The organism is Shewanella eurypsychrophilus, from assembly GCF_007004545.3.
Lineage (GTDB): Bacteria > Pseudomonadota > Gammaproteobacteria > Enterobacterales > Shewanellaceae > Shewanella > Shewanella eurypsychrophilus.
Genome location: NZ_CP045503.2, coordinates 728,970 through 755,348, shown reverse-complemented (window position 1 = coordinate 755,348; position 26,379 = coordinate 728,970). Strand labels below are relative to the sequence as shown.

Here is a 26,379-nt window from a genome sequence, read left to right as displayed (position 1 = left end):
AATTGCTTAGTAAATACTAGATAACCACACCAAAAGCCAAGGTTTAATTGGTAATACCAATTAAACCTTGCTATAATATTCGGCTTACTGAACGTTTTCGGTGCGGGAAGTCGACACGGGGTTGATTTTCTGTCTATTAAACATAAGTGCTTTAATTTAAAAAGTACTTCGCTATTCCACAAGGCTACAACCCATGTCATCCAATGAAAAAACTTTCCGCGAACTCGGTCTTGCCGAGCCTTTGTTGCGTGCTCTTGACGAGCTCGGCTACGAAAAACCAACTCCAATCCAGGCTGCGAGTATCGATCCTCTCATGGCCGGAAAAGACATTTTAGGTCAGGCGCAAACCGGTACAGGTAAAACAGGTGCTTTCGCACTGCCTCTACTGAACAGCATCGATCCAAATACAAATGCCCCACAAATTTTGGTACTTGCACCTACACGTGAACTTGCCGTTCAGGTCGCAGAAGCTTTTGGTAGCTACGCAAAATTTATGAAAGGTCTACACGTTCTGCCAATTTACGGCGGACAGAGCATGCATCAGCAATTAAATGCCTTGCGTCGTGGACCACAAATCATCGTCGGTACACCTGGCCGTGTTATGGACCACATGCGTCGTGGCACACTTAAGCTAGATTCATTAAAAGCTATGGTGCTTGATGAAGCCGATGAGATGCTAAAAATGGGTTTCATCGATGATATCGAATGGATCCTTGAGCATACACCTAAGCAACGTCAACTTGCGCTATTCTCGGCAACTATGCCTGAGCAGATTAAGCGTGTAGCTAACAAGTATTTGTCTGAGCCTGTACACGTTAAGATTGCTGCGACAACCGCAACTGTTGATACTATTGAACAGCGTTTTGTACAAGTTTCACAACACAACAAACTTGAAGCACTGGTACGTGTTTTAGAAGTAGAGAAGACCGAAGGTATTATCATCTTCGTTCGAACTCGTAACAGTTGTGTTGAGCTAGCTGAAAAATTAGAAGCCCGCGGTTACGCATCATCACCTCTACACGGTGATATGAATCAACAAGCACGTGAACGTGCTGTTGACCAGCTTAAGCGTGGCAAGCTAGATATTATTATTGCAACCGACGTCGCGGCTCGTGGTCTTGATGTTGAGCGTATCGGACACGTTGTAAACTACGATATCCCATATGATACTGAAGCTTACATTCACCGTATCGGCCGTACAGGTCGTGCTGGTCGTACAGGTATGGCGATTCTTTTTGTTACACACAGAGAGATGCGTATGCTACGCACTATCGAACGTGCAACGAAGAGCCGCATCGCACCAATGGATGTTCCAAGCCCAGAAACAGTGACCGAGCGTCGTCTATCTCGTCTAGGTGAGCAAGTTGCTGAAGTTATCGCTAAAGACTCTTTAGATTTCATGAAGGGTGCTGTAGCAAAACTTTGTCAAGAGCTAGAAGTTGATACCGATGTACTTGCAGCAGCATTACTGCAGCAAGTTCAGAAAGATCGTCCTCTACAGTTACCATCGATTCACGAACGTCAGCGTGATAGCCGTGATGATCGTAACTCTCGTGACCGCAATGACCGTAATGACCGTAACCCACGTGATCGTGGTGAACGCAGTGAGCGCCCACGTCGTGACTCGCGTCCAACTCCTACTGATTTAGGTTCAGCTGACTCGCTTAAGGACAATCCAGACGTTAAGATGTGCCGTTACATCATCGACGTAGGTCGTGATAATGGTGTTGGTGTTGGTAACATCGTAGGCGCAGTAGCCAACGAAGCAAATATCGACAGCCGTTACATCGGTCAAATCCAGTTATTTGACAACGTGACAGCGATTGACCTTCCTGACGGAATGCCAAAAGACGTACTAGAGCACCTTAGAAAAGTTCGTGTTTGTGGTAGACCTTTGAACATCCGTGAAGCAGCAGGCGCTGAACTACCTGCTGGTGGCGATAGCCGTCCTGCACGTCGTCCACGTAAGCCTTCTGGCGACCGTCGTCCTTCAGGTGACAGAAAGCCACATCGTAAGGGTAATGCCTCTAAAGAGAGCTAATTACCGCTAAATTTACGATGTAAAAAAGGAGCCTATGGCTCCTTTTTTTATGTCTCAATGAAATGCTTTTTAATCACTCTGCAATCTAATACCAATTCCCGACTAAAACTAAATGAAATAGCATTCACGGCTTCTAGCAGCGACTGTAAGAGCGACTTACCATAAGGCATGTCGAAAATATGTATCCCCTCGCTAAACAAGTGACCATGACTTACTCTTCCCCCTCCCAACCACTGATACACACGTTATCAAATGCAACCAAATTCACGCTACAGCAACCCATACTGCGCAAGCATAAAACCTTTCAGCTTCAGAGTAAAAACAAGTTAATCACCTTATTAAAACCATAAAATACACAAGGTTAACACCACAAAAACTGAGCGTGATCCAGATCGCACAAACATCAATTCCGCCACGATTTTAAGTAATAATTAAAAATATAATATGCCATCAGAAGATTAAGTCCCTCACGCTAGATACAAAAGTGTGATGCGCTTACCGCTACAACAAAGGCTCTATTTTGCTAAAGTTTCACCAGACAATTCGCCAACGCATTGGTAATGTCCTCGTTCAATATCGACTTATCGATATTGATGCGCCTGTGGTGATCACATTCCCACCAGGCTCTGAAGGAATGACTGAGCAGGAGGTCGATGAGAGCTTGCATCCCTGGGGATTTAACTTTTTCACTAAGCAGCAGATAAATGTCATCTCATTTACTCATATCAATAAAGATGAATATTATCGTTCTATCGAACTACAGAACTTTATCAAACAGCTTGGTAAGCTTCTCTGCAAATTTCCAGAAAGAATAGGCTATGGAATAAGTAGGGGAGGTTTTGCAGCAGCCTTACATGCTAATGCATTAAAGTTAGATAGAGCCCTGCTAATGATGCCTTTAAGCTCTTATTCGGCGCAAGTTGCTCCTTGGGACCCGAAAGTAATAAAAGCTGATAAGGAGACCAAATACACTGGGTTTAACAATGATGCAGCAGCTTGTAAAACACCACTAACTATAATTTATGACCCTCTGTTTAAAGCCGATCGTCTCCATATGCAACGTTTCACATGTGAGGTTAACAAACTCAAAATTCCAGGTGTAGGCCATAGGATAGGAAGAAGCCTGAGAGATTTAGGCATACTAAAAGACACTGTTTTAGATTTTGTTCATAACAGGCTTGTTGTGGAAAGCTTTCCACAACAAGTCCGAGGAAGACGAGAACTGGCTTTTTACCATAAAACACTGTCCACTAACCCAACAGGCAAGCTCACCCTTCGACGCAAGAAAGTCATTTATTACCACAAGGCATTGTGGAAACTTAAGCATATAGAAGATGAGCCTAAGAAAGTTGTGATAAGAGTTAAAGAAAGTATTCAAAAACGCATCTCTGTTCCTCAAAACTTCATTCTAAGTTCCAAAAATTTAGTACCAGCAAAGATGTTTATTGCATCTAACTTTTTTGTGTTTTGTTAAATCTTGAGTCACTTAGCTCAACCCCATCAATGCAGGCTTAATCTGTGTATCGAAGAATACGACCAGATAGAGTATGAGAAGCAGTGTGACAGAGACGATACATCGCCTCCTGGACTCCAGCCCAATGTGATTAAGTAGGCTGGGGAAGAGCAGAAAGTTAAATGGGTTGAACAGGTTTTGATAACAGATTATACCGATACCATTTCGCCTTCCTCGCTTTACCATTCGATAAAAGAAGAAGCTAAAACGGAACATCAGCACAGGGATACTGATAAACATGGCTAAGGAAAATGCCAGTTCAATACCCGATAGGTGTACTCTAAGTTGTAGAAGGTGCTTCATCTCACCAGTTAATGAGAAAACAAAACCTATGGTTACTATCAAGGAAAAAAGTAAGAAGAGCAGACTATAACCAAGCAACCGATACCAATCGACTCTGACGGTTCTCATCCGAACACCTCAAGTTAGCGTTAAACTTGTCCATAAGAGAATTCCTGTACTGCACTAACTATAAATTTAGTACAGTTTTAAGCAGTCTATTAATTTAATATCTTGCTGACTTTTTCAGTTCCTGCCTTCATCATTAACTCTCTAACTCTTTCCCTCTAAGCTGGCAGCGACATAGTCGGCGATAGCCAGGCTCGCCGTTAAGCCAGGAGACTCAATCCCATACAAGTTGATCAAGCCTTTAATCGAGTGGCTAGCACAACTCTCTATTTTAAAATCCTCAAAGTTAGCGTTAGGCCCCTGAAGTTTCGGTCGTATTCCTGAATAACTCGGCTGCAGTTTATCGGGGTCGATATTGGGGAAGTACCGCCTTATAGCCTCAACAAACTTAGGTTTTAATGCTGGGGATACATGGTGATCAGGTTCTGTATTATCGCTGATATATTGGGTATCGGGGCCAAACTTGAGCTGGCCACTCATATCCAGAGTCCCGTGGATGCCTAAGCCTTTGAGAGCAATCTCTGGCACCGGGTAGACCAACTTTGAAAAAGGACTCTTGCCACTATAGGAGAAGTAATGACCCTTACACCAATGAAGCTGCGGAATAAGACTGTTTTCCACTCCCTGAATACTTGATGCAACCTGAGTGCTATATAAACCTGCACTATTGATAAGATAACGAGTTCTAATCTTTAATGGTTCACCCTCTATGTCTAAGTGAATAACAAAACCTTTATCATCTGGCTCTGCAGCGACAAAGCCTGTTTTAGGAACAAAGCTGCCTCCATTAGCTTCAATCTCAGCCAGCAGGCTTTGCATATAGCTGTGGCTATCGATAATGCCCGTAGAGGGAGACAATAAGCCAGCCGTGGCTTTTAACTCAGATGAGAATGTATGTAATTGGCGAGACGATTGCCTGATGAGGTCTGTGACACCATTTGCCTCAGCCCTCGTTATCACAGCTTCAAAGCTTGACTGCTGATCATGCGTAGTAGCTACGATTAACTTACCTATGGGCTTATAGGGAACTCCCCTTAGGTCACAGTAGCGATATAACGCCTGCTTGCCTTCGACACATAACTTAGCTTTCAGACTATCCTGAGGGTAATAGATCCCCGCATGGATCACTTCACTATTACGGCTACTGGTCTCTTCACCAAAGGACTTATGCTTATCTATAATAACAACATTAGCTAAATTTTTACTTAATCGAGCGGCTATCGCTAAACCAATAACACCAGCACCAACCACCACAGCGTCAACTTTTTCCATTCAATTTCTCTTCGTATTATCAGGCGCTATAACAAGAATCATACTATCTTGAATAAAACGGATAGGCTTGATTGGTTAATTTACCCTCAAGACTTAATACTCTATATTGAACATAACGAGCACAATCAAGGTAACATAACATTAAGGGTGAAGGAGATGCCTAGCTTAAGCTTTGGGTGCACAATTAATCACTTGGAAGGCAACATTTCTGAGGTCATTGTAGATAACAATATCGAGCTGACCCTAGAGATGGTTGAGGAACTTGATAGCTACTTAGATGCGTACTATCCAGACTCTTTTGCACTCTTGGTCAACAAGATAAACCAGTATAGCTACACCTATGAAGCAGAATTATGTTTAGGCTCATTAGAAAAACAGAAAGCCATCGCCGTCTTATATCACGATCTACAAAGAGAGAAGATCCCTCCTCAGTTCAATAAAAGAAGAAAGATGGATAACATTAACATCAAGACGTTTCCAGCGACTAAACTGGGAACCCAAACTGCACTAAACTGGCTAACATCACATTTAAGTTGAACATCAACCGGATTAAATTTTTTTCATCTATGAACTTCCATCTTTTCTAATCGCCTAATACATAGAAATAAAATACAGAAACACTGTCTATTTGATTGCAATATCCACTTTCGTCAGCATTATCTAAGGTAAATGTAACCGCATACATTTTACAGTTTTTACTTTTCTATACTAAGCTGTTATGGCGCTATATAAATAATAATTCCAAGGAAAGAACATATGCATAAATTCAATTTTGGTTGTTCGGTCGAGCTGTTAACACACAACATTGCCCAAGTAACGATTGAGCCAGGAGTCGAAGTCACCCTCGAAATGCTAGGCGAATTTGACGAGTACATGAGCCAAACCTTCAATCATGATTACGCCCTTTTAGTCAACAAACAGCATCAATATACTTACTCATTTGAGGCACAACTTTGCATGGCGTCTCACGAGCACTTGAGGGCTACAGCCGTTGTATTTTATAACGAGCAAGATGCCAAACTCCCCCAACAACTCACCCAGAGAAGACAAATTGATGAACTTAACATTCGCCTCTTCTCTGGAGTTAATGACGGCAATGAAAACGCCATTAACTGGCTAGAAGAGCAACTGTCGACAGAGAAACAACTTGAGCTATCGTCTTAAGTTGTTATTTTCGCTTTAAACTTGCTGATACTTGCCGACAAGTTCGCTCATAACTTCACAAATACGTTTAATTAAAGCTTGCCTAACTGGGGTAGGATTTTTAGATTTAAATGACCACAGGCTTAACGGGAACGCGAGCGCCTGATTAAGCTCTTTGACATCTAACCTGACTAGTACGCCTTGTTGCAGTTCATCATGGACAAGACCTTTAGGCAAGAATGCCCAGCCCTCATTAATCTCCAGCAAAGCTTTTAGCACACTCATATTTTCGATTCTTTGATAATGGGGCGATAAAACGACTGTGGTTTGCATCTCTGCAGTGATGCAATCCTCGGGTACTAGCTGCCTAAACTCTTTCAGCTGGGTAATGCCCACTTTTTCTCTCTCGCCAGCTTTTGCCAATGGATGGCTAGCCCCGACGACGGGGATAAAGTGTAAGTTAGCCAAGTGAATATATTCCATCCGACTTATCGCCTTAGCTTTAAAAGCGATGCCTAAGCCCAAATCTGCCTCACCAGCCTCTAACTCTGCAATGATCTCCTCTCGACTTCGATGAAGCCAATGAATATTGGTATCAGGAAATTGCGCTCGAATGGCTTGAACGCTTAGGGTTATCAGCTCTTTGGGGATCAAATCACAATGCACAATCGTTAATTCGCTCTCAATTCCTTTGCCTATGCTGGCACTCAATGATTCAAAAGATGAGGTATATTCCGCTAAGTTCTTAGCATGACTCAACAATGCTTGGCCATCTCGGGTCAGCACCGGAAGTTTTGCCGAGCGATCGAAAAGCCCATAACCTAGATCTATCTCTAAATTGGCGATCACCTGACTGAGCGTTGATCTGTCTCTGTCTAAAACTCTGGCAGCGGCACTGAATGAACCCGTTTCAGCAACCGTGACAAAAGCCCTTACCTGCTCATAGCTTAAGCTCATAACTCGTCTCCGCACCGTGGATCTAACCCATCAAATGTGATGTGTTTTCATGAAATATACCACATATGATAGCGGTACATTGATGACTAGAGGCATACCTATGAAAACTCACTCTACAGCACTTGCTTGCATGATCACCTTGGGTCTTGCTAGTGCAAGCTCTTTTAACGTTGAAGCTTGTACTGACGTTGCTTGGAACACCAAAGAGTTCGGCACCTTGATTAGTCGAACCAATGACTGGCTAGAGCCCACCAAGGGCGAGATTAGAGTGCTGCCTGCAGGTTCTGAGCGGCTGCTTCTGGGATTAGATAAAGCGGGTGGCAGCTATAAAACCAAGTACACCATTGCCGGGGTCTTCTCTTATGGTGGCTTGGTGCATGATGTGGTCAATAGTGAAGGCATGCGAGCTAGCGTCTTATACTATGGTCCTATGGCTATGGGTGAACGAGTCGAAGGCAGCATATCTCAACTTACCTATGGTGAATATTTAGCGACTAACTTTGCCAGTGTAAAGGAGGTCATCGCCAATATTGAACAGATAAAATCCACCTTAGTCGAGCTTCCTGGGCTGCCTATCGCGCCAAAGTTTCATTGGACTGTGACGGACAAGTCTGGCGATCGCGCCATCATAGAGCTAGATCCTGAAGGTGTGAATGTGTATACCGGTGATGACGCTAAAGTGATGACCAATCAACCTAGCGTAAAAGCACACATAGATAATTGGGATAAGGTCTGGGCCAAGCAAGCGTTACAATCATCTGATGGTAAAAGCATCATAGGTGAAAAAGGTAACGTAAGTCCGGAGCAAAGATACCTGCATGCCCGTTACTTTCTATCGCATTTAACCGAGCCTCAAAGCACCATTAATGGCCTGATGAAGTTACAGGCCACTGTCGTCAAGGTGCCCCATGATGCACCTAACAGAATCGTCGACGGTAAAATGACAGAGTATGCCACCGAGTGGACCATCAGTCAGAGCCTAGAGACAGGAACCACTTTCTTAGAATATACGTGGGGCGATGTGTTTACCCGCTTTAATGTCAACTTCTACGACCTAATTGAAAATGGCAAACCGGTTAGCATTAAGCTCGATGACCCCAATCTTGCCGGCGACATCACTCAGGCAATGATCGACTTGAGCAATCAATAACTAACTAGAAACTTCATCGTCGCTGCGTGAGTTTTCTCGCGCAGCGACTATCAAAAGCTCATGGCTGTAATCAAGAGCTAATGGCTGTGCAGCAGGTTGGTTAATGCTGGCCCCATCTTACTAAAAGAGTCATCCAGCTCACCTTGGTAACAGTTAAGCACCCAAGGATAACTATCAGTAATGTAATAGCCATACTGGCCATCGATAGTCATACCGTTACACTCATCAAGATCGCCTTGCCCCGATAAAAACTCATAATCCCCCCTAAACTGGCCATCGTAATTGTTACTGACGATGCCACCCACACCTGCAACTGGCGTTGTATAACCGTTCACCGCTTGTCTTGCTGTGCCATCACCTTTGAGCACAAAACTTGACTCTGCTTTACGCACTAAACTGCTCTGAGGCTCTTGAAAGCAGGGGCCAAATACTGGGAAGCCATCGGCGGCAAAACCGATGACAGGTGATGCCTCGCCTGTGGCTTCACAGTCCAGATCATACATAGCCATAGGGCTGCCATGATAGTGATAGGTGCCATCAGGTTGCACATGAGCATTATGTGCATCTGTGCCAAAGTTATTTAGCGCTGACATAGGGTCGTAACGCCAAGGGTTATCACTCTGATCTTGGCCACAACCTATCTTCTCCAGCCCTAATGGCTCGTTACCTACGCCATAACAGGCCGCCGCTAACAGATCGATCACCACCCCATTGAGCATCACAGCATTGGTCACTCCTAGGTTTAAAGCTGTACTATTCTGCGCCTGCTGAGGTTGGCTCGTTAGCACATAGTTAGAGTCTTGTTCTGACACATTAGTGGCAAAGCTTGCCTCCGCATCATTAAAGTCATGGTTAGGGATATCATTGGCTTGAACAATACAGTCACCGGCGCTCATGGAAATTGAAATATCACCGCCGAAAGCTATCGCACGCTGTATATCAGTCACATTAGAGAAATAGCTAAGGAGGTAAAAAAAGGTAAAGCTGTGTCAATCTAGATATTTTTCTAACGCTTTAGGGTTCTCTACATCATCTGACACTACTAACTCTTCAAAAGATGAAGCACTAACAAAATCTGTAAATGCATTTATCATAACAGGCGGAAATTGGCTTATATGCTGAGACATAGCCTGAATACGTAAATGGGTGTATTGAGATACATCGACTCGATGAGTTACCTCATTATCATCAACCGGCGCCGTGACAGAGTAATTGAAGTCAAACTTCTGTGCTGCATGGCTCAAAGACCTTGCTCGGGTATCGGATAGCCCAAAATAGACAGCACGGGTAGAGTGATCTCGTGTGATCAGTTTACTCACTATTCTATGATCTCGATTACCAGTGATCCCACCTTGCATAAATGATATGACCCATGCCGGGTTCACTCGCTCGACAATCACTTTAAATTTATTAGATAGCTGAGATTGAAGATGGGTTAACTTGCCATCAGCAAAGCGCAAGAAGATAGGCGGGCTCACACCTAGCACTTGGCATGCCTTAATGGCTTCAAGCTCCCTCATCTTAGCCAGTTTAGTACCTGATAATCCCAGATCTAAACGATCACTTCCCTTACCTCCTGAGGTCGCATAAACAGGAATAACCTCAAGCCCTCTATCGGCCAATTTAGCCAATGTTCCCGAAACCCAAGTCTCATCATCTGGATGAGCAAGTAGCACTAGCACGGAGTATGATTCTTTCATCCGCTGCTCACGGCTAAATTGACACGAGCTTAACCCGCAAAGAAATATCGCCACAAAGACCAGTAAACCGATTCGATGGCAGCTCTTGTCTTTCAAGGCCACTTCTTTCACAACAAGCTCTTTCATGACAGTCAGCAGTACCTCTTATCATCGAACATTTTCACGCCAGATATATAGCTGAAAACTAAACTAATGCTTACGTTCACTGACACTTCAAAGCAGTGTTTTACAAAAACAGGCTATACAGATGTATATCTTTATGTTTTATTAAAGCATAGCTAATCTATCTCGAGACACAAATGATCTACTTTAATAACTTAAAAGGCCGCGACTACAAAAGAGCCTACGGTGAAACAGAGGATAAAACGGACAGTAACCAAGAGGTATTGAGCGACCCTATCATCTTTGATCTTGATGATAATCAAGCCATCGACGCAATGAACGAAGACTGGAAACAGGTCAAGCCTGGGCAGATGGCGATGGTCGTTGATGGTGATGAAAAGCTAGACACCACGGTTTATAAGGTGACAGCGATTGAACGCAAGAAGGATGTCGCTACCCATACCGAAAGCTATATCGTAAGAGGAGCTGTCATCAGTAAACTGCCAGTGAAAGGCAATCGCTATAATATCTCCTTCATGCTTCACGGTATTGCGCATAAAAGACTGACAGATGGTTGTTTTCAGCGTGGGGTAAATCTTATCTCTTCGGCGGTCTATTAAGCTGTAAGTTTTATATGACCCCAGTAAAGTAGACACAGGTATCAATCAATACGTTTGATACCTAACAGCTCCTCCTGCTTGAGTTTTTCAATGCAGGTTCTACAAATACAGGTGTTATTAGCGAGTTGAGATTCTGGGATCTGCTCTCTAGAAGGGAAAGAGACCTCACTGCACCAACACTCACTAATGCTCCCACCCTGATTAACAGCGCAGCCATTAGCTCTTTGACACAAGGGGCACTGAGCCTGGCTATCCATTTGTTTATCCGGTTTTTTATTCACTTCTTTATTCACTTATTTATTCATTAGTACACATGTTTCACTCATGAATTGCTCTTGAGTTAGTCATAAGTAGGTGTGTCACTTGGATGATTAACCCCATCTTTTAACGTAACGCCTTCTTTCAGTAGTTGATGCAGTGAGAAGGGATCGTCACCATCTAAGCAAGCCACATTAAATGCATAATGGTGGGGATTAGAGCGTCTTTGATGATGGGTGTAAATCCCACATTTTGAGCAGAAAAAGTGTTTAGCGCTATGAGTATTAAACTGATAAAGAGTGAGTAACTCTTGCCCTTTAACCACTTCAAGATCAGCTAAGGGGACTGAAGCGACTATTGTCCCACGACGCCTACACATAGAACAATCACATCGACGAGGGTCCACTAAGCCTTCGGGTAAGGTTAATTTAAGCACAACTTCACCACAGTGACAGCTCGCTTTGTATCTATGTTTTACTTGTATCATTCTATTTTAACCCAAGTTAACGACTGCCATAATCAACGTCATAGGCTAGCGCTCTACACTCCAAATAAGCATAACAACCAGCATACCTATCATTACTGCATTCCATGATGACAAATCCATTGCCACCTAAGTTCTGAGTCTGATATTTAAGGTCGCGCTTAATAGAATACTTGGAAGGTTTAGCTGAGAGCAGTTCTTGCTGACATGAAGAAGCAACTAATAGCCCTAAATCCCTTGCTTGATAGCGCTGGATCTCCTCCACACTGTATTCGACAACTTTATCAGCGTTCGCAACGCTTTGAGCATGTTCAGCTAAATCAGGGCTGATATTCGATTGGAACCTAACCCCGCTACACGCCGTAATGCATCCAGATAAAATGAGTACGACTAGAATTCTCATGACATTCTTCCCTAAATATCTAATACCTAATACCAATCGGTATAAATGTTTGCTTGATCTAAAACTAACATGAAGTTTCGATAAATATCTAATTCCAGACAAAAATGCCCACTCAAAAGAGTGGGCATTCGAATTGTCACTTTATAGGTTTATAACCTAGCGGCTAAAATTTATCGCCCAGGACGTACGCCTAAGGTGTGACAAATGGCATAAGTTAACTCAGCACGGTTAAGGGTATAAAAGTGGAAATCTTTTACGCCTTCGCGGGACAACACCTTAACCATGTCGATAGCTACGTTAGCACCTACCATCTGACGAGTGGCCGGATCATCATCTAAGCCTTCGAACTGTTTGTGTAACCAGCTAGGAATAGAGACGTTAGTCATGCCAGCAAAGCGCTTAAGTTGCTTAAAGTTAGTTACCGGAAGAATACCTGGGACAATTTCGACATCAATACCTGCAGCAACACAACGATCGCGGAACCTTAAGTAAGACTCTACATCGAAGAAAAACTGGGTAATTGCACGGTTAGCACCTGCATCGATCTTCTTCTTTAGATTAATCAGATCTGCCTGGGCATTTCTCGCATCAGGATGCACTTCGGGATAGGCAGCCACTGAGATATCAAAGTCGGCGACTGAGCGTAGTAGACGTACTAAGTCATTAGCGAAACGAGTCGGCCTCGGGCTACCCTCGGGCAGATCGCCACGAAGCGCAACAATATCGCGAATACCAGTGTTCCAGTAATGTTTAGCAAGCTCTTTTAGCTCCTCATCACTTGCGTCGACTAATGTCAGGTGCGGCGCAGCAACCAGATCAGTCTCTTTCTGAATACGCTCAATAACCCCATGGGTACGGTCACGAACGCCAGAGTTAGCACCGTAAGTGACAGAAACAAATTTTGGATTGAGCGGCTCTAGTCGTCTAACTGAATTCCAGAGGATCTTTTCCATCTCAGGTGAAGCAGGAGGGAAAAATTCAAAAGAAACGTTAATATCACCATTCAGCTCAGCCAAGCTCTGGTTTAGTGATGTTGCATGTTGTGCATGATGAAAACCCATTTCTTATCCCTTTACGACACTTTACAAATTAGCTATCTAAACGCTCGCACTAGCGGTAATGGATACCTACTGTATAAGATACCTAGTACAAATCTTTTTAGACGTTTGGACGTCTATATGTCCATACTAGAGAAAATGAGATTGAAGTCAATAGCAAACAGGGGACTAAATATTAATAAGATATAATGAAGACGCGACGCTGTCGCTAGAGGACGCAGCGAAGCTGCTGCGAGGACGTGACTTCGTCACTGCGAGGATGCGAGGATGCGAGTTCGGCTATGAAACGCCTTCGAGTACGGGCTTCGCCCTCCGAGAACGGCAGAAAGCACCTCCGAGTACGTCGCTTTGCGACTACGAGGAAAAGAAAAGTCAGAAGCTTAAAAGCTTTTGATCTTACTCGCAGCCAGCTTGAAAAAAAGCTGCTACGAGAACGTGACTTCGTCACTGCGAGTTCGGCTGGAAAGCGCCTCCGAGGACGGGCTTCGCCCTGCGAGGACAAGATTTGGCTTTTATCTCGTAGCCAACTTGTTGGCGAACTCGAAGGGAACTTGTTCCCGTTCTCGTAGCGCAGCGCTCTCGCAGTGAGCCTGCGAACATACTCGAAGAAAAGCAGCTGCGAGAACGGCTGAGAAACGCCTTCGAGGACGGAACTTCGTTCCTGCGAGGACAAGATTTGGCTTTTATCTCGTAGCCAACTTGTTGGCGAACTCGAAGGGAACTTGTTCCCGTTCTCGTAGCGCAGCGCTCTCGCAGTGAGCCTGCGAACGAACTCGAAGCGCAGCGTCCTGCTTTATTCCTGCACCAAATCCCGACAAATCTGCGCAAGATCTGATTGCACAGCCGCTGCAGTCACTTCTCGTCCTGCACCTGGCCCTCTGATAATCAAAGGGTTGTCCTGATAAAAGACACTACGGATCACAAACACATTATCGCCTGGGGTCAGATTGGCATAGGCATGCTCACAATCGACCCACTCGATACCGACAGCGGCTTTTAGTTGCCCATCGACAACATCAAGCCCAGCGACATATCTCAATACCTTGTTTTGCTCTGCTGCGGCTTGAAACTGTTGCAGCATCTGTCCATCAAGTTCTGAGATCCGGCTTAAGAACTGATCTAATGGAATATCGGCTAAGTCCGCAGGCACTAATGAGTTAAGCTCGATATCTTCAAGCTCTATCTCATGACCTATCTCGCGAGCCAGAATAAGCAACTTACGCTGCATATCACGACCGGAAAGATCATCACGAGGATCTGGCTCAGTGATCCCTAAGCCCTTGGCTTCTAACACCAGTTCAGAGAAAGGTTTTTTAGCGTCATATTTCTCAAACAACCAGCATAAGGTTCCCGAGAAGATCCCGCCAACAGCCTCAATGGTGTCACCGCTGTTATGTAGGTCATTAAGCGCGTGCTGCACAGGTAAACCTGCCCCACAACTCGCATTATAGCGCCAGAACAGTCTGCGATTACCCAGTTGCTGTTTAAGTTCACGATAAAAAGCCAAAGGACCAGATCCCGCTAGCTTGTTCGCACTAACCACATGGATCCCACGAGAGAAAAACTCAGGGTATTGCAGAGTCAAATCGGCACTGGCACTGATATCTAAGGCGATGATCTCATCACAATCGAGCGCTTGTAACTGCTCAAACATATGATCATATAACCAAGGTGTAGCCTGTTGCTCAAATACCTCTTTCCAAGAATCTAGCTCGATACCTTCTTCTTTTAACAAAGCCTTCTTAGAGCTAAGTAGCCCTACTAGCTCAACGCTGGCTTCTAACTCTTTATTTAACGCGACGCAAGCTCGGCTAAACAGATCGATCCAGGCCTCACCAATATTACCAATACCCAATAACAACACACCGATGCGCTTACGCGGTCCAGCGCAGCGACGATGCACCTTCTGAGTGAGTAAATTGACTTGCGATGTTGGTACTAAGGTCACCAAACTTAAGCCATCTTTAAATAGCGGTCTGGCATCACGACTTAACAATCGGGCAAAGCCGCGTCGATAAAGCCCTGCATCGGCGCTCACTAACGCCACTAAGCCTAAATCATCTCTCTGACTTAAGTCTGAGATCCCCAGCGCTTCGGTTTCTAAAATTGCTTGAACCTGTTTCTGATTCTCGTGAGTAAAGGCAAGTTCGACGCAATTATGTGCCAGCTTCCAATGAGCAAGCGGCAACAGACCCGCCTCTTCGAGCAAGTCTGCTAGATTTGCAATATCACTGGCAATTCTGAAGGTAAATAGCGACACACTCGGAAGGTTTGTCACCACTGGCGCGCTAGCTTGAGAACTCTTAGGCGCGATGAGCGTAAAGTCAGTGTGAGATGCATAGCTTGAACGTACTGCCAGACTCACTTGGGTATCAAATAATGGCTGTAGTGAGCGGTTATGCAGTACTGGTGAGCCTAAGTGTGCTAAACGGTTAGCCTCATCTAAAGAGAGACTCTTAAGCAGCTTAGCATCGTTAATCTTGTTCGGATCGGCATTAAAGACACCTTCAACATCGGTCCAGATAGTCACACGTTCAATATCGGCTAAGCTGGCAATCAAGGTTGCACTGTAATCTGAGCCGTTACGACCCAATAGCAAGGTCTCACCGTGCCTGTTTGCACAGATAAAGCCTGTGATAATCAAACGCTCATTAGGGTGATTCGCAACTGATGCCTGTACGCGTTCGCGGGATTCATCGAGCCTGATTTGAGGAACGGCACCTTCATCGGCAATCAATAAGCTTCTTGCATCAATATCCGACGCCGCAACACCAGACTCTCTCAATAAGGCCGCGAGTAAACGCGCAGACCAACGCTCGCCGAAGCTCACCACTTCACTGCGTTTATATTCATTAAGAATATCTAATGAGAACAAACTAATTAATTGATATTTATCAATAGATAAGCGTTCCCTTAAGCTTCTTGCTTGCTCATTAGAGAGCAACTGTTCGATCAGATTCTGTTGAAAGCTAATCAGCACTTGTAGCTCTTCTTGCCACAACTGCTTAGTGTCTTTGAGTTCTAGTAGCTTATAAAGAAAATTAGTGCTCTTACCCGCAGCCGATACAACGACGAGATCATCGCTATTGCCGTGAGTGAGAAGGATATGAGCAACACGGCGGTAGCAATCTGCATCCGCTAAGCTAGAACCACCAAATTTATGCAAATGACAACGCGCCATCTTTAACTCCTATCTACCGAAATTAACAACTTGCCGCTGCGGCAAGTCCAGCTTCAATATCGGCAACTAAATCGTCGGCATCTTCGATACCCACTGAAAGACGGATTAGGGTCTCTTTAACCCCAGCTTCTGCTCGAGCCTCTGGCTCCATAGCTCTGTGAGTCATTGTCGCAGGAACCGCGACTAAACTCTCTACCCCACCTAAACTTTCTGCGACAGAAAACACAGATAATTTGTCAAGAAATGCTACCAGCTCATCTTCTCCACCTTTAAGCTCGAAGCTGATCATGGCACCGAAGCCTCTTTGCTGCTTAGCGGCAATCTCATGGCCAGGGTGATCGGCAAGACCTGGATAATACACCTTATCGACCGCATTGCTGTTAGTTAACACAGCTAAAACACGCTGAGCATTGGCTTGATGCTCACGAATACGCACCGCTAAGGTGCGAATACCGCGAAGGGTCAGATAGCTATCAAACGCCGACCCCGTCAGCCCTAAGGTATTTGACCACCAGTGAAGCAACTCGCCGAGTTCTGCATCTTTGGCTACTACGGCGCCACCAACCACATCGCTGTGACCATTGATGTATTTAGTGGTGGAGTGAATAACAATATCGGCGCCCAGTAGCAAGGGCTGCTGCAGAATAGGTGACAGGAAGGTATTATCTACCACAACTAACGCATCGACGGCCTTACAGGCTTTAGCGATCTCTTCGATATCAACCACTCTTAGCAGAGGGTTAGAGGGCGTTTCCAGCCAGACCATCTTAGGTTTTTGCGCTATCGCAGCATTAAGCGCTTTATTGTCAGTCTGATCGACAACGGCTAGCTTAAAGGCCCCTTTTTTGGCTAAGTTGGTAAACAGACGGTAGCTACCACCATAACAATCATGGGGTACCACGAGCAGATCATCAGGGCCAAGCAAGCTGGTCACCAATGTGATTGCTGCCATACCTGTGCAAGTCACAACCCCTGTCGCCCCTTTTTCGAGTCCGGCAATCGCATCACCTAAAATCGAACGGGTAGGATTACCTGAGCGGCTGTAATCAAAGTCTCTGGGATTCTTATGCCCATCGAAGGAGTAGTTAGTAGATAAATAGATAGGGGGCACCACGGCACCATGTTGGGTATCGGACTCAATCCCTTGGCGCACTGCAATTGTGGCTAACTTACGTTCGGTCATCTACTACTCCTAAACTATTTACTGAACACCATACTGACCACAAAAAGTGGAAAGAGATGTCTGGACGTCTAAATGTACCTAAGCGAAAGGCCAGCGTCAACCAGTTATAGCCGTTTAGACGTCCAAACTTGTAGAAATCTATTTGCAATTGTCATAAATAAGAGGCAATAATTTGACTGCACAATTTAAAGGGTTAAAATCTGCCCCGAATTTTGAATTTACAGGTGAGTCAATGACTGAGTGGAATGGCGATTACATCAGCCCATATGCTGAACACGGCAAGAAGAATGAACAAGTAAAGAAAATTACTGTGTCTATTCCCTTGAAGGTACTTAAGGTTCTTACCGACGAACGCACCCGCCGTCAGGTCAATAACCTGCGTCACGCCACTAACAGCGAGCTGTTATGTGAGGCATTTTTGCATGCTTACACAGGCCAACCTCTGCCTAACGATGATGATCTATCTAAAGATAAACCAGATACCATTCCAGCCGAAGTGAAGCGCTTGATGGATCAGATGGGTATCGAATGGGAAGATGTAGAGTAACCCTACTCACTTAACGCTTTACCAGTCATATACTAAGGATCGCCATGCGATCCTTAGTTGTTTTAGCAAGACATCGCCCAATATTGAGAGAAATCGCCGTGTTTGCAATGATAGATCCGACGACACTAGCGCTAGCCTCCCTTATCATCTTCTGCGGCGCGTTGACACAGAGCCTTATCGGTTTCGGTTTAGCCATCGTCGCCTCTCCCCTACTGTATATTGTCGATCCTGAATTGGTGCCTGCCCCCGTTATCATGATGGGTTTCTCTATCTCCTTGTTGACCCTATTTCGAGAGCGAGGCGCCCTTGAGTTTAATGGCTTGCAATATGCGTTACTTGGGCGAATACCTGGAGGGTTTATCGGTGCAGGGTTATTGATATATGCACCACAAGCCATTCTTGGGCTGGCTATATCGGGTATTGTTGCCACGGCAGTCATATTGAGTTTGCTGAAGCTCAACATAGCCGTGAATCGTAAGAGCCTATTTGGCGCAGGCATAATATCTGGTGTATTTGGCAATATCGCCGCTATCGGTGGCCCACCACTGGCAATTCTCCTTTCAGGAAAAGATGCCCGTCAGTTTAGAGCCGCCTTATCGGCTTTCTTTATCTTCAGCTCCATGATAGCTCTAGCTATTCTGGCAATCACTGGCTTACTGAGTATTAAGCACCTCTGGCTATCGCTAATGCTGCTACCCTCTGTAATTTTAGGTTACTTAGTAGCAGGAAGACTGGTTGGACGAATTGATAAAGATAGGACTCGCAAAGCAACACTCATATTATGTTCAATCTGTGCGACGGTATTGGCGGCAAAGTCGATAATGGAATTAGGCTAAGAGAAGGTACGAGTTCGGGCTTCGCCCTACGAGGACGCAGCAAAGCTGCTGCGAGGACGTGACTTCGTCACTGCGAGGACGGCCTGTGGCCTTCGAGTGCGGGCTTCGCCCTGCGAGGACGCAGCAAAGCTGCTGCGAGAAAAGACAGGCCAAAGGCTGCTACTCTTTGCTCGCAGCCAACTTGTTGGCGAACTCGAAGGGAACTTGTTCCCGCTCTCGAAGTGAGTTTACGAACTCATAGCGAAGCGGCCTCGCAGCGACGCAGTCGCGCCCTCGAAACTGCTCTTAAAAATGATATGACGTTTGTAAAACCCCGCCGATGGCATCGTCGCTACCTAGCATGCCAGTTAAGTCGAGATAAAATACTCGCCCGAATTCAAAGCCAGTGCCTAATGAGTAGATGTTAGCGGTATTATCTTTCATGTCATGGCGGTAACCTAGACGCAGTGCAAACCAATCTGTCGCCTTCAACTCTCCTCCTACACGCCAATACTGAGTACCACTAAACTCTTTAAAGCGTTTATGATCATTAAGATCTATATCCGAAGTTAGCGTAAGACTATCCCAGTCATAAGCCACACCAGCAGTAAAAAGAGGCTCAACTTGGTAGGTATATTTTCGGCCCTGGCTCTCTATGGTTTCAACATTTTGCTTGATAAGGTTGCGTCCAGACAAACCGACCGTTAAGCCAGATAGCGGCTCCATCGCAATGCCCACATCGACATTAAATGTCGTATCGTCATTGCGATACTGCGAGTCATCGAAATCACTAGAATCAAAGTTATTGGCACTCACCACGTAGTTATAAGTATCTATGCGTTGAAACTTAGGCGATACACCGATAGCAATAGGCATATTGACGATAGATAGTGGAAAACTTAACGCCACACCAAGATCCGACACCCCACCGGCAACCACAGCTCCTTGTGAATCTAAATCAGCGAGTACGGGTGGATTATTGGGATCTAATGCATTAAGACTATCGATATCAGACTCAGCGATTGCAGCGACTCCAATGGCATCAATATAGCTTTTATAAAACACTGCCATCGGCATTCTATGAGTAGGCAGCACGATTGAAAAGCCCAGGCCAGCACTGACATAGGCATTGTTATCTTTTAAGGATCCCAGATCGTTAACGAGATCATCTCTATGGAGATCGACTGCTACAGCATCACTCGCATTAATCGCAGCATCTAAAGCATCATAGGAGTCTTGCAGTGAATCAAACTTATCGATCATCTGATCGCTATCGGCGCCATCGGCACCTACAACGGGGAGTAACATGGCAAAATTATTGAACTTAGGCGCTTGGAGAGCAAGTAGAGCTGGATTGATAAATGCTGCACCTTCACGATTTGAAGAGGCCACACCAGCACCGCCCATAGCATCGCTTCGAGCCTCATAATATTGCTGACCCGCGATAGCCGTCAACGAAATGAGTATCGAAGAAAGTAAGAGTGCACAGCAGAGTGCGAGTTTGAGCATTTTCATCCATTCAGCCCTTATCTTTATTTTTATTTTCTGATGTTTACTCCTTCTCTTTTACTCAATAAAATTCAGCCTAGCGCTCTGAAATAAGTTCATTAAAGAATGTAGAGAGATGTAATAAACAGTCGAATTTAAAGATAGTCCAACATTCAGAATTGTGTACGATAAACGCTCAAAAAACCAACACTATTGGGTATTTATTTTGATCTTTTTTAAACAGCTGATATTTATCTGTTATTGATTAAATGCTAATACACGTAATCCCTAAAATGCTCGGCAGTAAAACTGACAAACTCCCTTAATAACGCAGGCTGGTATTTATCTTTATGGTAGAGAAGATAGAAGGGAGTATCGGCTATTTGCCAATCATCGAAAACTGACACCAATTGCCCCTTGTTTATCTCCTCAGCACAATAGACCTTAGGTAGCCTAACGATACCATTGCCCACTATTGCGCTATGCTTCATTGCTCTGCCATTACGACAGCGAAAAGCACCATTGATATGCACATCTAGCTTGCGATCTTTGTTGTCGATATGGAAAAATGACCAGTTATTGACTGAGCCGGTAATGCATTGATGAGCCTTGAGCGATTTAGGATCTTCAGGCACTCCTCTAGCTTCTAGATATTGAGGCGATGCTAACGTCAAATTGGTAATGTCCATCAGCTTACGAGCCACCAGCCCAGAATCTTCTAATTCACCCATCCTGAAAACCAGATCGAACTGATCCACCAGCAGATCGACCCGCTGACTGCTAAAATCTAACTCCACCGAGATCCCGGGATATTTTAAAATAAAATCATTAATTAAGCTCGCCACCACCTCTTCACCAAGATAGCCACCGACACAGTTAATCTTGATGCTTCCCTGTAGTCTCTGAGCATTATCAACAGCGATCTCCACTGCCTGATCAATGCTGTCTAAAGCAGCTCTACAGCGATTAAAAAATGCTGAGCCCTGCTCGGTCAGACGCTGAGCCCGCGTCGTTCTGGTGATCAGCGTTACCCCAAGGCAAGCTTCTAAATTCGTCAGCTGCTTCGAAAGGTGAGATCGTGAGCAATCCAGCTTCTCTGCCGCCCGAGTAAAACTTCCCAGCTCAGCAATCACGCTAAACGCCTTAATATCCGCTAGATTTATATCACTTTTACCCATGCTCAGCTCTCATCACAGTCATTTCGATCATTAGTATTAATTGGTCTTTCATCAATTGCTGACTAGATTTCGATAAAGGACCCGTACTCAATACTGGCTTAGCTTAGATTACTTTATTTGTAGTCACCTGGAAATAATCATGTTCTTTTTAAGGCATATATCAACAATGATTCTACTTCTATAATGCATGCAACTTAAATGAACGGCTTAAACATTCGCCGATCCCCCTTATTACTCAGTTACAAGGCATAAACAGATGAAACAACTTATCGTAATTACAGGCGCATCTTCTGGTATCGGTGCAGCAATGGCACAAGCATTTAGCGCTAAAGGCCACCCACTACTTTTACTCGCTCGTCGTGTTGAGCCAATGCAAGCATTGAAGCTTGAAAATGCACTGTGTATTAGTGTTGATGTGACTGATGCAACAGCAATGAAAGCAGCGATTGCGACAGCTGAAGAAAAATTCGGACCCGTTGGCGGCCTAATCAATAACGCTGGTCTTATGTTACTCGGCGCTGCCGATGTGCAAGATCCAGCAGAGTGGAGCCAGATGCTAAACGTTAACGTCATGGGTGTACTTAACGGTATTCACGCTGTTCTTGCTGGCATGAAAGCCCGTAAAACCGGTACCATCATTAACATCAGTTCTGTTGCGGGTCGTAAAACCTTCCCTAACCATGCCGCTTATTGTGCAACTAAGTTTGCCGTTCATGCCTTAACGGAAAATATCCGTGAAGAAGTGGCAATGGACGATGTACGTATGGTGACTATCGCACCGGGTGCGGTTGAAACGGCACTGCTTAGCCATACGACGAATGAAGAGATTAAAGCGGGCTACCAAGAGTGGAAAGAGTTTATGGGTGGCGTGATTGAACCTACAGCCGTTGCTGATGCTGCTGTATTTGCTTTCGAGCAGCCACAGAATGTTTGTGTACGTGAAATCGTATTAGCGCCAACACGTCAACAGCCGTAGAAAGTCATAGTAAACAAAGAGCCTGAACAGACTCTATATTTATTTAAAAACCCCAGTGTCATCTCTGATACCGGGGTTTTTCTTGGGCATAAAACTGAGTTTATACCAATCAGTATAAGAAAGTGAGCTACTCAGAGTTATTTTTGGCAAACTAATTCAAGGTGAATAGGTGATGGAATGGTGTTCCCTTGTGAATCTATTCAACGAAGAAGTAGGCAGCCAAAAACACTCCTGAAAGGCGAGTTTTAGCGCATCTGATGCTGTGTTAACGAGCTTAAACGTAGAATAACTATGCTCTTCACTCGTTGCCTTGCCTCTTAAGCGCTAAACTCTCGCTGAGCGGTCACATCTTTATACTGATTGGTATTGATTAAAATGTTGGCGGAAGCTCACGCAACAGGGAAAACCCTTGCTTCATATGACTGCCGGTAACCACAAAACCAATCAGCTGCTGCTCTTCATCGAAGGCTTTGGCCGTCATTCCCTCCCTGCTTGCGCTCACTTGCCAATTTGCATCGGCATTGGCGGTATTACCACTTAACTGCATGGGGAGACGCGGAGTCTTAACCTTAACCATCATAGGCGGTAGCGCCACATTACTGGCCTGACCGAGTAAGGTTTTTGCCAGCGCATTAGCACTCATCAGTATCGGCTGCAGAAAAGCCAGCACATTGCCGTCAATTTCGGCGCAATCCCCCAGCGCAAAAATATGAGGATCTGAAGTGCGCAATTGACGATCCACCACGATACCACGATTAGTTTTCAGTCCAGCTTCTGCCGCTAAACGAATATTCGGCCGCAGTCCCACAGCGCACACCACAGCATCCACTCGATAGTCATGACCGTTTTCAAGACTGATGGCGATAGATTCTTCTGCCTGTCGCAGACTTTCAACTTGGGTGCCCAGTTCTATCGACACCCCTTGATTGCCCAGAGACTGATAAAGTTGCGCAGAGACAAAATCGGGTAACAGACTCGGTAATAGTGCCTCTGCCCTGTCGGTTAATATCACTCGCTTATCCGCACTGGCCAAATCCATTGCGATCTCGGTACCAATCAGGCCAGCGCCTATCACCAACACAGATTGAGCCTTCTTCAGCTCGACCTCAGAGGCCGCATAATCCTCCAAGCCATTGAGGGTAATAATTCGCCCCATCGCGTCCCCCTGAAAAGGGGGCACTAGGGCCTTAGCACCTGTAGCCAAGATCAGTTGCTGATAAGCAATCGACTCACCATTACAGCGCAGCGTTTTTTGCCTCGCATCTATACTCTCTACCCGGCTACGACGCAACAGAGTGATGTCATAGGTCTTGGCAAACTCATCGGCGCTCATCTTAATCAGATCATTAGCCGACTGCCCTTTAGTGAACACATGGCTCAGATCGGGTTTCGCATAATCATCGCCACAGCTGGCGGTGATCACAGTGATCGCCTGTTGTGTATCTTGCCGGCGTAGCGTCTTCACTAACTGATAAGCGGCAAAACCACTGCCTATAATCACTATAGGCAGACTCATGCTGCGGCCTCTTTAGCAAGCGGTTCAAAAACAGCCTTTCCTAAACTACAGTCAGGACAAAGAAAATAGTCCGGCACATCTTGCCACTCAGTGCCTGGGGCGACATCTTGGTTAGGCTCTCCCAATGCAGGATCGTAGACCCACTGACACACAGTACATACCAGGCTCTGCCCTGCAAAATCCGTAGTACTGACGCTAGCCACTTCGGCTTGGCTGGCTGTTTCTGCTGGCTGCTTGGCTGGTATCACAGGATCATTGACTGCCGGTGTATTTTGTTTGGTATCGAGTGCTTGAAGGGGATGTAAAGCCCATTGGCGCGCGACCTCTTTACCATGCTCACGACATGCCAACAGCGCCTTGCCATCTGGCTTCCATTTAGTCTTCAACCCAAGCACTGTTTCAAAACCGGCATCGGTCAGACGAGTGTGGATACGGTCAACTGCACCACCGTTCCAACCGAAACTGCCGAAGGCGCCAGCCTTCTTATTCTTAAAACGTAGACCCGTGATCTCCTCCAGCATGCCGGCCACCTTAGGCATCATCACATTGTTCATGGTCGATGAGCCAACAAGTACCCCCTTAGATCTAAATAGGCCGGTCAAGATCTCGTTCTTATCGTGACGGGAAACGTTAAAAATTTTCACCGCAACTTGGGGATCGACATCATAGATCCCTTGCGCTATGGCATCTGCCATCATGCGAGTATTGTTAGACATAGAATCATAAAAAATTGTGATCCTGTCTTCCTGATATTCATCGGCCCATTCTAGATATTTATGAATAATCTGTGTTGCATCTTCACGCCACACTACGCCGTGAGCGGTAGCAATCATATCGACAGGCAAGTTGAAACTAAGTACTTCTTGGATCTTCGCGGTCACCAAGGGACTGAATGGGGTGAGGATATTGGCGTAATAGCGTAGACATTGATCCATCAGTTCAGTCTGATCGACCTCATCGTTAAATAGGCGCTCGTCACAGTAATGCTGACCGAAGGCGTCGTTACTGAACAGCACGGCATCCTCAGTCATATAGGTCATCATGCTGTCGGGCCAATGTAGCATTGGGGTCTCGATGAAGATCAATTGCTTACCGTTGCCCAGATCCAAGCTATCGCCAGTTTTAACGATATTGAAATTCCACTCAGGGTGATGATGATGCCCAGTAATAGAGTCGATGGCATTTTCGGTGCAGTAAATAGGTGTGCCTGGGATTTTTGCCAACAGTGCCGCCAAGGCGCCAGCGTGATCTTCTTCGGCGTGATTAATGACAATATAATCGATCTGTTTCAGATCGATCTCCAGCTCCAAATTTTGCACAAATTCATGACAGAACTTGTGATCGACGGTATCGATCAGTACCGTTTTCTCTTCTCGGATCAGATAGCTGTTATAGCTGGTACCCTTTTCCGTCTTATATTCAGTACCATGAAAATCTCGTACTTCCCAATCACGTTGACCGACCCATTGAATATTGTTCTTGACCTTAATAGCCATGGTAAAACCTCAAATATGCTTAAATTATTAAACTTGAATAGCCTATTGCACAAGCCGGGCCAAAGTTATAACTCACTATATTTAAAGTGTTTTACATTTTACCCACCGGGAATTAATGTCATAAGGACAATTAAAATAAATGTCCTTATGACATGGTGGTGTCATAAAGACATCTAGATTCAATTTGACTAGCGATGTCAAAACGACAAAGCCACAGATGAAATTACACTAGCCGTTAAAACCTTAACAACCTCCACATATCGACTATTACTTAAGTGATATAAAAATAGTGATTCAAATCTCATTTTTGACTTATCAATATTTAAATTAAATCGTGAAAATAAAACCAATAAAAATAAATATCATCTAATTCAATGGAATAACCCACAAATACCATTCATTAGATTTTTATTCATGATATTTTTATCAATTAGATTTTTATAATGAATAGTGATCAACATCAAGTTAACATCTACTCCATTTTGATAAGTTACGTAACAAGGCAGAACGGTTCTGCTAACAGTAAGTTAAGTCACGTACTCCGATGACTAAGGAAAAGATGATGAAACCGACAATAAAAATAGGCGCATGTATCCTACTCGCATTCTCATTTAGTGCTCAGGTATACGCAGCAGATGGGGGCAATCCTAAGAAGGGGAAGCACCTGTACAAGAAAGAGTGTAAATCTTGTCACAGCCAAGGTGACACAGCTGGAGAACTCACTCCAATGAGTAAGACCATGAGCCAGTGGGATCGCTACTTTAAGCGTCTGAAACATAAAGGCGATCAGGAAGCCTTCAATGCGCTGTCTAACAAGGATCTAAAAGATATTCAACAGTTCCTTTACGACCATGCGGCCGACTCGGACCAACCACAAACCTGCGGTTAAT

At 44.9% G+C, this 26,379-nt stretch carries 25 protein-coding genes; 10 read left to right on the top strand and 15 right to left on the bottom strand.

The features are described 5' to 3' along the window. The first annotated feature begins 193 nt into the window (after positions 1-193). Together FM038_RS03065 and FM038_RS03060 are read left to right on the top strand one after the other, a co-directional pair. Positions 194-2,041, top strand: a complete 1,848-nt coding sequence (locus tag FM038_RS03065; RefSeq protein ID WP_142871905.1) for a DEAD/DEAH box helicase — start codon at positions 194-196, stop codon at positions 2,039-2,041. A 634-nt stretch (positions 2,042-2,675) separates the two neighbouring features. Beyond that, positions 2,676-3,515, top strand: a complete 840-nt coding sequence (locus tag FM038_RS03060; RefSeq protein ID WP_142871904.1) for a hypothetical protein — start codon at positions 2,676-2,678, stop codon at positions 3,513-3,515. Positions 3,516-3,527: 12 nt separating this feature from the next. Here FM038_RS03060 and FM038_RS03055 read toward each other — a convergent pair whose 3' ends face one another. Together FM038_RS03055 and FM038_RS03050 are read right to left on the bottom strand one after the other, a co-directional pair. Then, positions 3,528-3,965 (bottom strand): hypothetical protein, encoded by a 438-nt coding sequence (locus tag FM038_RS03055; RefSeq protein WP_142871903.1) that lies wholly within the window; start codon positions 3,963-3,965, stop codon positions 3,528-3,530. A gap of 141 nt (positions 3,966-4,106) precedes the next feature. Next, the gene (locus tag FM038_RS03050; protein ID WP_142871902.1) at positions 4,107-5,234 is read right to left on the bottom strand and encodes an NAD(P)/FAD-dependent oxidoreductase; all 1,128 of its coding nucleotides are present in this window, start codon (positions 5,232-5,234) and stop codon (positions 4,107-4,109) included. 156 nt (positions 5,235-5,390) lie between these two features. Here FM038_RS03050 and FM038_RS03045 point away from each other — a divergent pair, with 156 nt between their 5' ends. Continuing rightward, a complete protein-coding gene (locus FM038_RS03045) occupies positions 5,391-5,771 on the top strand; it encodes a hypothetical protein (RefSeq protein WP_142871901.1) in 381 nt (126 codons plus the stop codon). 219 nt (positions 5,772-5,990) lie between these two features. Continuing rightward, positions 5,991-6,398, top strand: coding sequence for a hypothetical protein (locus tag FM038_RS03040; RefSeq protein ID WP_142871900.1), 408 nt, complete (start codon positions 5,991-5,993; stop codon positions 6,396-6,398). 15 nt (positions 6,399-6,413) lie between these two features. Here FM038_RS03040 and FM038_RS03035 read toward each other — a convergent pair whose 3' ends face one another. Beyond that, complete coding sequence (locus FM038_RS03035; RefSeq protein WP_142871899.1) at positions 6,414-7,334, bottom strand: LysR family transcriptional regulator; 921 nt, start codon at positions 7,332-7,334, stop codon at positions 6,414-6,416. A gap of 100 nt (positions 7,335-7,434) precedes the next feature. Here FM038_RS03035 and FM038_RS03030 point away from each other — a divergent pair, with 100 nt between their 5' ends. Continuing rightward, entirely contained in the window at positions 7,435-8,484 is a 1,050-nt protein-coding gene (locus FM038_RS03030; RefSeq protein ID WP_185965740.1) for a linear amide C-N hydrolase, read from the top strand. 77 nt (positions 8,485-8,561) lie between these two features. On the opposite strand, the gene FM038_RS03025 is transcribed toward FM038_RS03030, so the two are convergent. After that, the gene (locus FM038_RS03025; RefSeq protein WP_199242723.1) at positions 8,562-9,431 is read right to left on the bottom strand and encodes a YHYH protein; all 870 of its coding nucleotides are present in this window, start codon (positions 9,429-9,431) and stop codon (positions 8,562-8,564) included. Positions 9,432-9,473: 42 nt separating this feature from the next. After that, the gene (locus tag FM038_RS03020) at positions 9,474-10,184 is read right to left on the bottom strand and encodes a PIG-L deacetylase family protein (protein ID WP_185965739.1); all 711 of its coding nucleotides are present in this window, start codon (positions 10,182-10,184) and stop codon (positions 9,474-9,476) included. A 299-nt stretch (positions 10,185-10,483) separates the two neighbouring features. On the opposite strand from FM038_RS03020, the gene FM038_RS03015 reads away from it, so the two are divergent. Next, entirely contained in the window at positions 10,484-10,906 is a 423-nt protein-coding gene (locus FM038_RS03015) for a hypothetical protein (protein ID WP_142871896.1), read from the top strand. 41 nt (positions 10,907-10,947) lie between these two features. On the opposite strand, the gene FM038_RS03010 is transcribed toward FM038_RS03015, so the two are convergent. The 6 genes from FM038_RS03010 to metB form a co-directional block, all read right to left on the bottom strand. Then, positions 10,948-11,199, bottom strand: a complete 252-nt coding sequence (locus FM038_RS03010) for a cysteine-rich CWC family protein (protein ID WP_223292988.1) — start codon at positions 11,197-11,199, stop codon at positions 10,948-10,950. Positions 11,200-11,246: 47 nt separating this feature from the next. Next, on the bottom strand, positions 11,247-11,651 hold the full coding sequence (locus tag FM038_RS03005; RefSeq protein ID WP_142871895.1) for a GFA family protein: 405 nt from the start codon (positions 11,649-11,651) through the stop codon (positions 11,247-11,249). A 16-nt stretch (positions 11,652-11,667) separates the two neighbouring features. Further along, positions 11,668-12,051 (bottom strand): hypothetical protein, encoded by a 384-nt coding sequence (locus FM038_RS03000; protein WP_142871894.1) that lies wholly within the window; start codon positions 12,049-12,051, stop codon positions 11,668-11,670. 170 nt (positions 12,052-12,221) lie between these two features. Continuing rightward, positions 12,222-13,112, bottom strand: a complete 891-nt coding sequence (gene metF / locus FM038_RS02995) for a methylenetetrahydrofolate reductase (protein ID WP_142871893.1) — start codon at positions 13,110-13,112, stop codon at positions 12,222-12,224. Positions 13,113-13,902: 790 nt separating this feature from the next. Beyond that, on the bottom strand, positions 13,903-16,290 hold the full coding sequence (locus FM038_RS02990) for a bifunctional aspartate kinase/homoserine dehydrogenase II (RefSeq protein WP_142871892.1): 2,388 nt from the start codon (positions 16,288-16,290) through the stop codon (positions 13,903-13,905). 22 nt (positions 16,291-16,312) lie between these two features. Continuing rightward, entirely contained in the window at positions 16,313-17,473 is a 1,161-nt protein-coding gene (metB, locus tag FM038_RS02985; protein WP_142871891.1) for a cystathionine gamma-synthase, read from the bottom strand. A 232-nt stretch (positions 17,474-17,705) separates the two neighbouring features. Here metB and metJ point away from each other — a divergent pair, with 232 nt between their 5' ends. Beyond that, positions 17,706-18,020 (top strand): met regulon transcriptional regulator MetJ, encoded by a 315-nt coding sequence (gene metJ, locus FM038_RS02980; RefSeq protein WP_005500679.1) that lies wholly within the window; start codon positions 17,706-17,708, stop codon positions 18,018-18,020. A gap of 98 nt (positions 18,021-18,118) precedes the next feature. Next, positions 18,119-18,856 carry a sulfite exporter TauE/SafE family protein gene (locus tag FM038_RS02975; RefSeq protein ID WP_142872902.1) on the top strand — a complete coding sequence of 246 codons (738 nt, stop codon included), beginning with the start codon at positions 18,119-18,121 and terminating at the stop codon, positions 18,854-18,856. A gap of 285 nt (positions 18,857-19,141) precedes the next feature. On the opposite strand, the gene FM038_RS02970 is transcribed toward FM038_RS02975, so the two are convergent. Beyond that, the gene (locus tag FM038_RS02970; protein WP_142871890.1) at positions 19,142-20,350 is read right to left on the bottom strand and encodes a conjugal transfer protein TraF; all 1,209 of its coding nucleotides are present in this window, start codon (positions 20,348-20,350) and stop codon (positions 19,142-19,144) included. Positions 20,351-20,595: 245 nt separating this feature from the next. Then, on the bottom strand, positions 20,596-21,501 hold the full coding sequence (locus FM038_RS02965) for a LysR family transcriptional regulator (protein WP_142871889.1): 906 nt from the start codon (positions 21,499-21,501) through the stop codon (positions 20,596-20,598). A 256-nt stretch (positions 21,502-21,757) separates the two neighbouring features. Here FM038_RS02965 and FM038_RS02960 point away from each other — a divergent pair, with 256 nt between their 5' ends. Beyond that, positions 21,758-22,477 carry an SDR family oxidoreductase gene (locus FM038_RS02960; protein ID WP_142871888.1) on the top strand — a complete coding sequence of 240 codons (720 nt, stop codon included), beginning with the start codon at positions 21,758-21,760 and terminating at the stop codon, positions 22,475-22,477. Between the two features lie 370 nt (positions 22,478-22,847). Here FM038_RS02960 and norW read toward each other — a convergent pair whose 3' ends face one another. Both norW and norV read right to left on the bottom strand, forming a co-directional pair. After that, the gene (gene norW / locus FM038_RS02955; protein ID WP_142871887.1) at positions 22,848-23,993 is read right to left on the bottom strand and encodes an NADH:flavorubredoxin reductase NorW; all 1,146 of its coding nucleotides are present in this window, start codon (positions 23,991-23,993) and stop codon (positions 22,848-22,850) included. Continuing rightward, positions 23,990-25,489 carry an anaerobic nitric oxide reductase flavorubredoxin gene (gene norV, locus FM038_RS02950; RefSeq protein WP_142871886.1) on the bottom strand — a complete coding sequence of 500 codons (1,500 nt, stop codon included), beginning with the start codon at positions 25,487-25,489 and terminating at the stop codon, positions 23,990-23,992. The genes norW and norV overlap by 4 nt, the downstream gene beginning before the upstream one ends. Before the next feature lie 559 nt (positions 25,490-26,048). Here norV and FM038_RS02945 point away from each other — a divergent pair. Next, on the top strand, positions 26,049-26,378 hold the full coding sequence (locus FM038_RS02945) for a c-type cytochrome (protein WP_142871885.1): 330 nt from the start codon (positions 26,049-26,051) through the stop codon (positions 26,376-26,378). Position 26,379 lies beyond the last annotated feature (1 nt).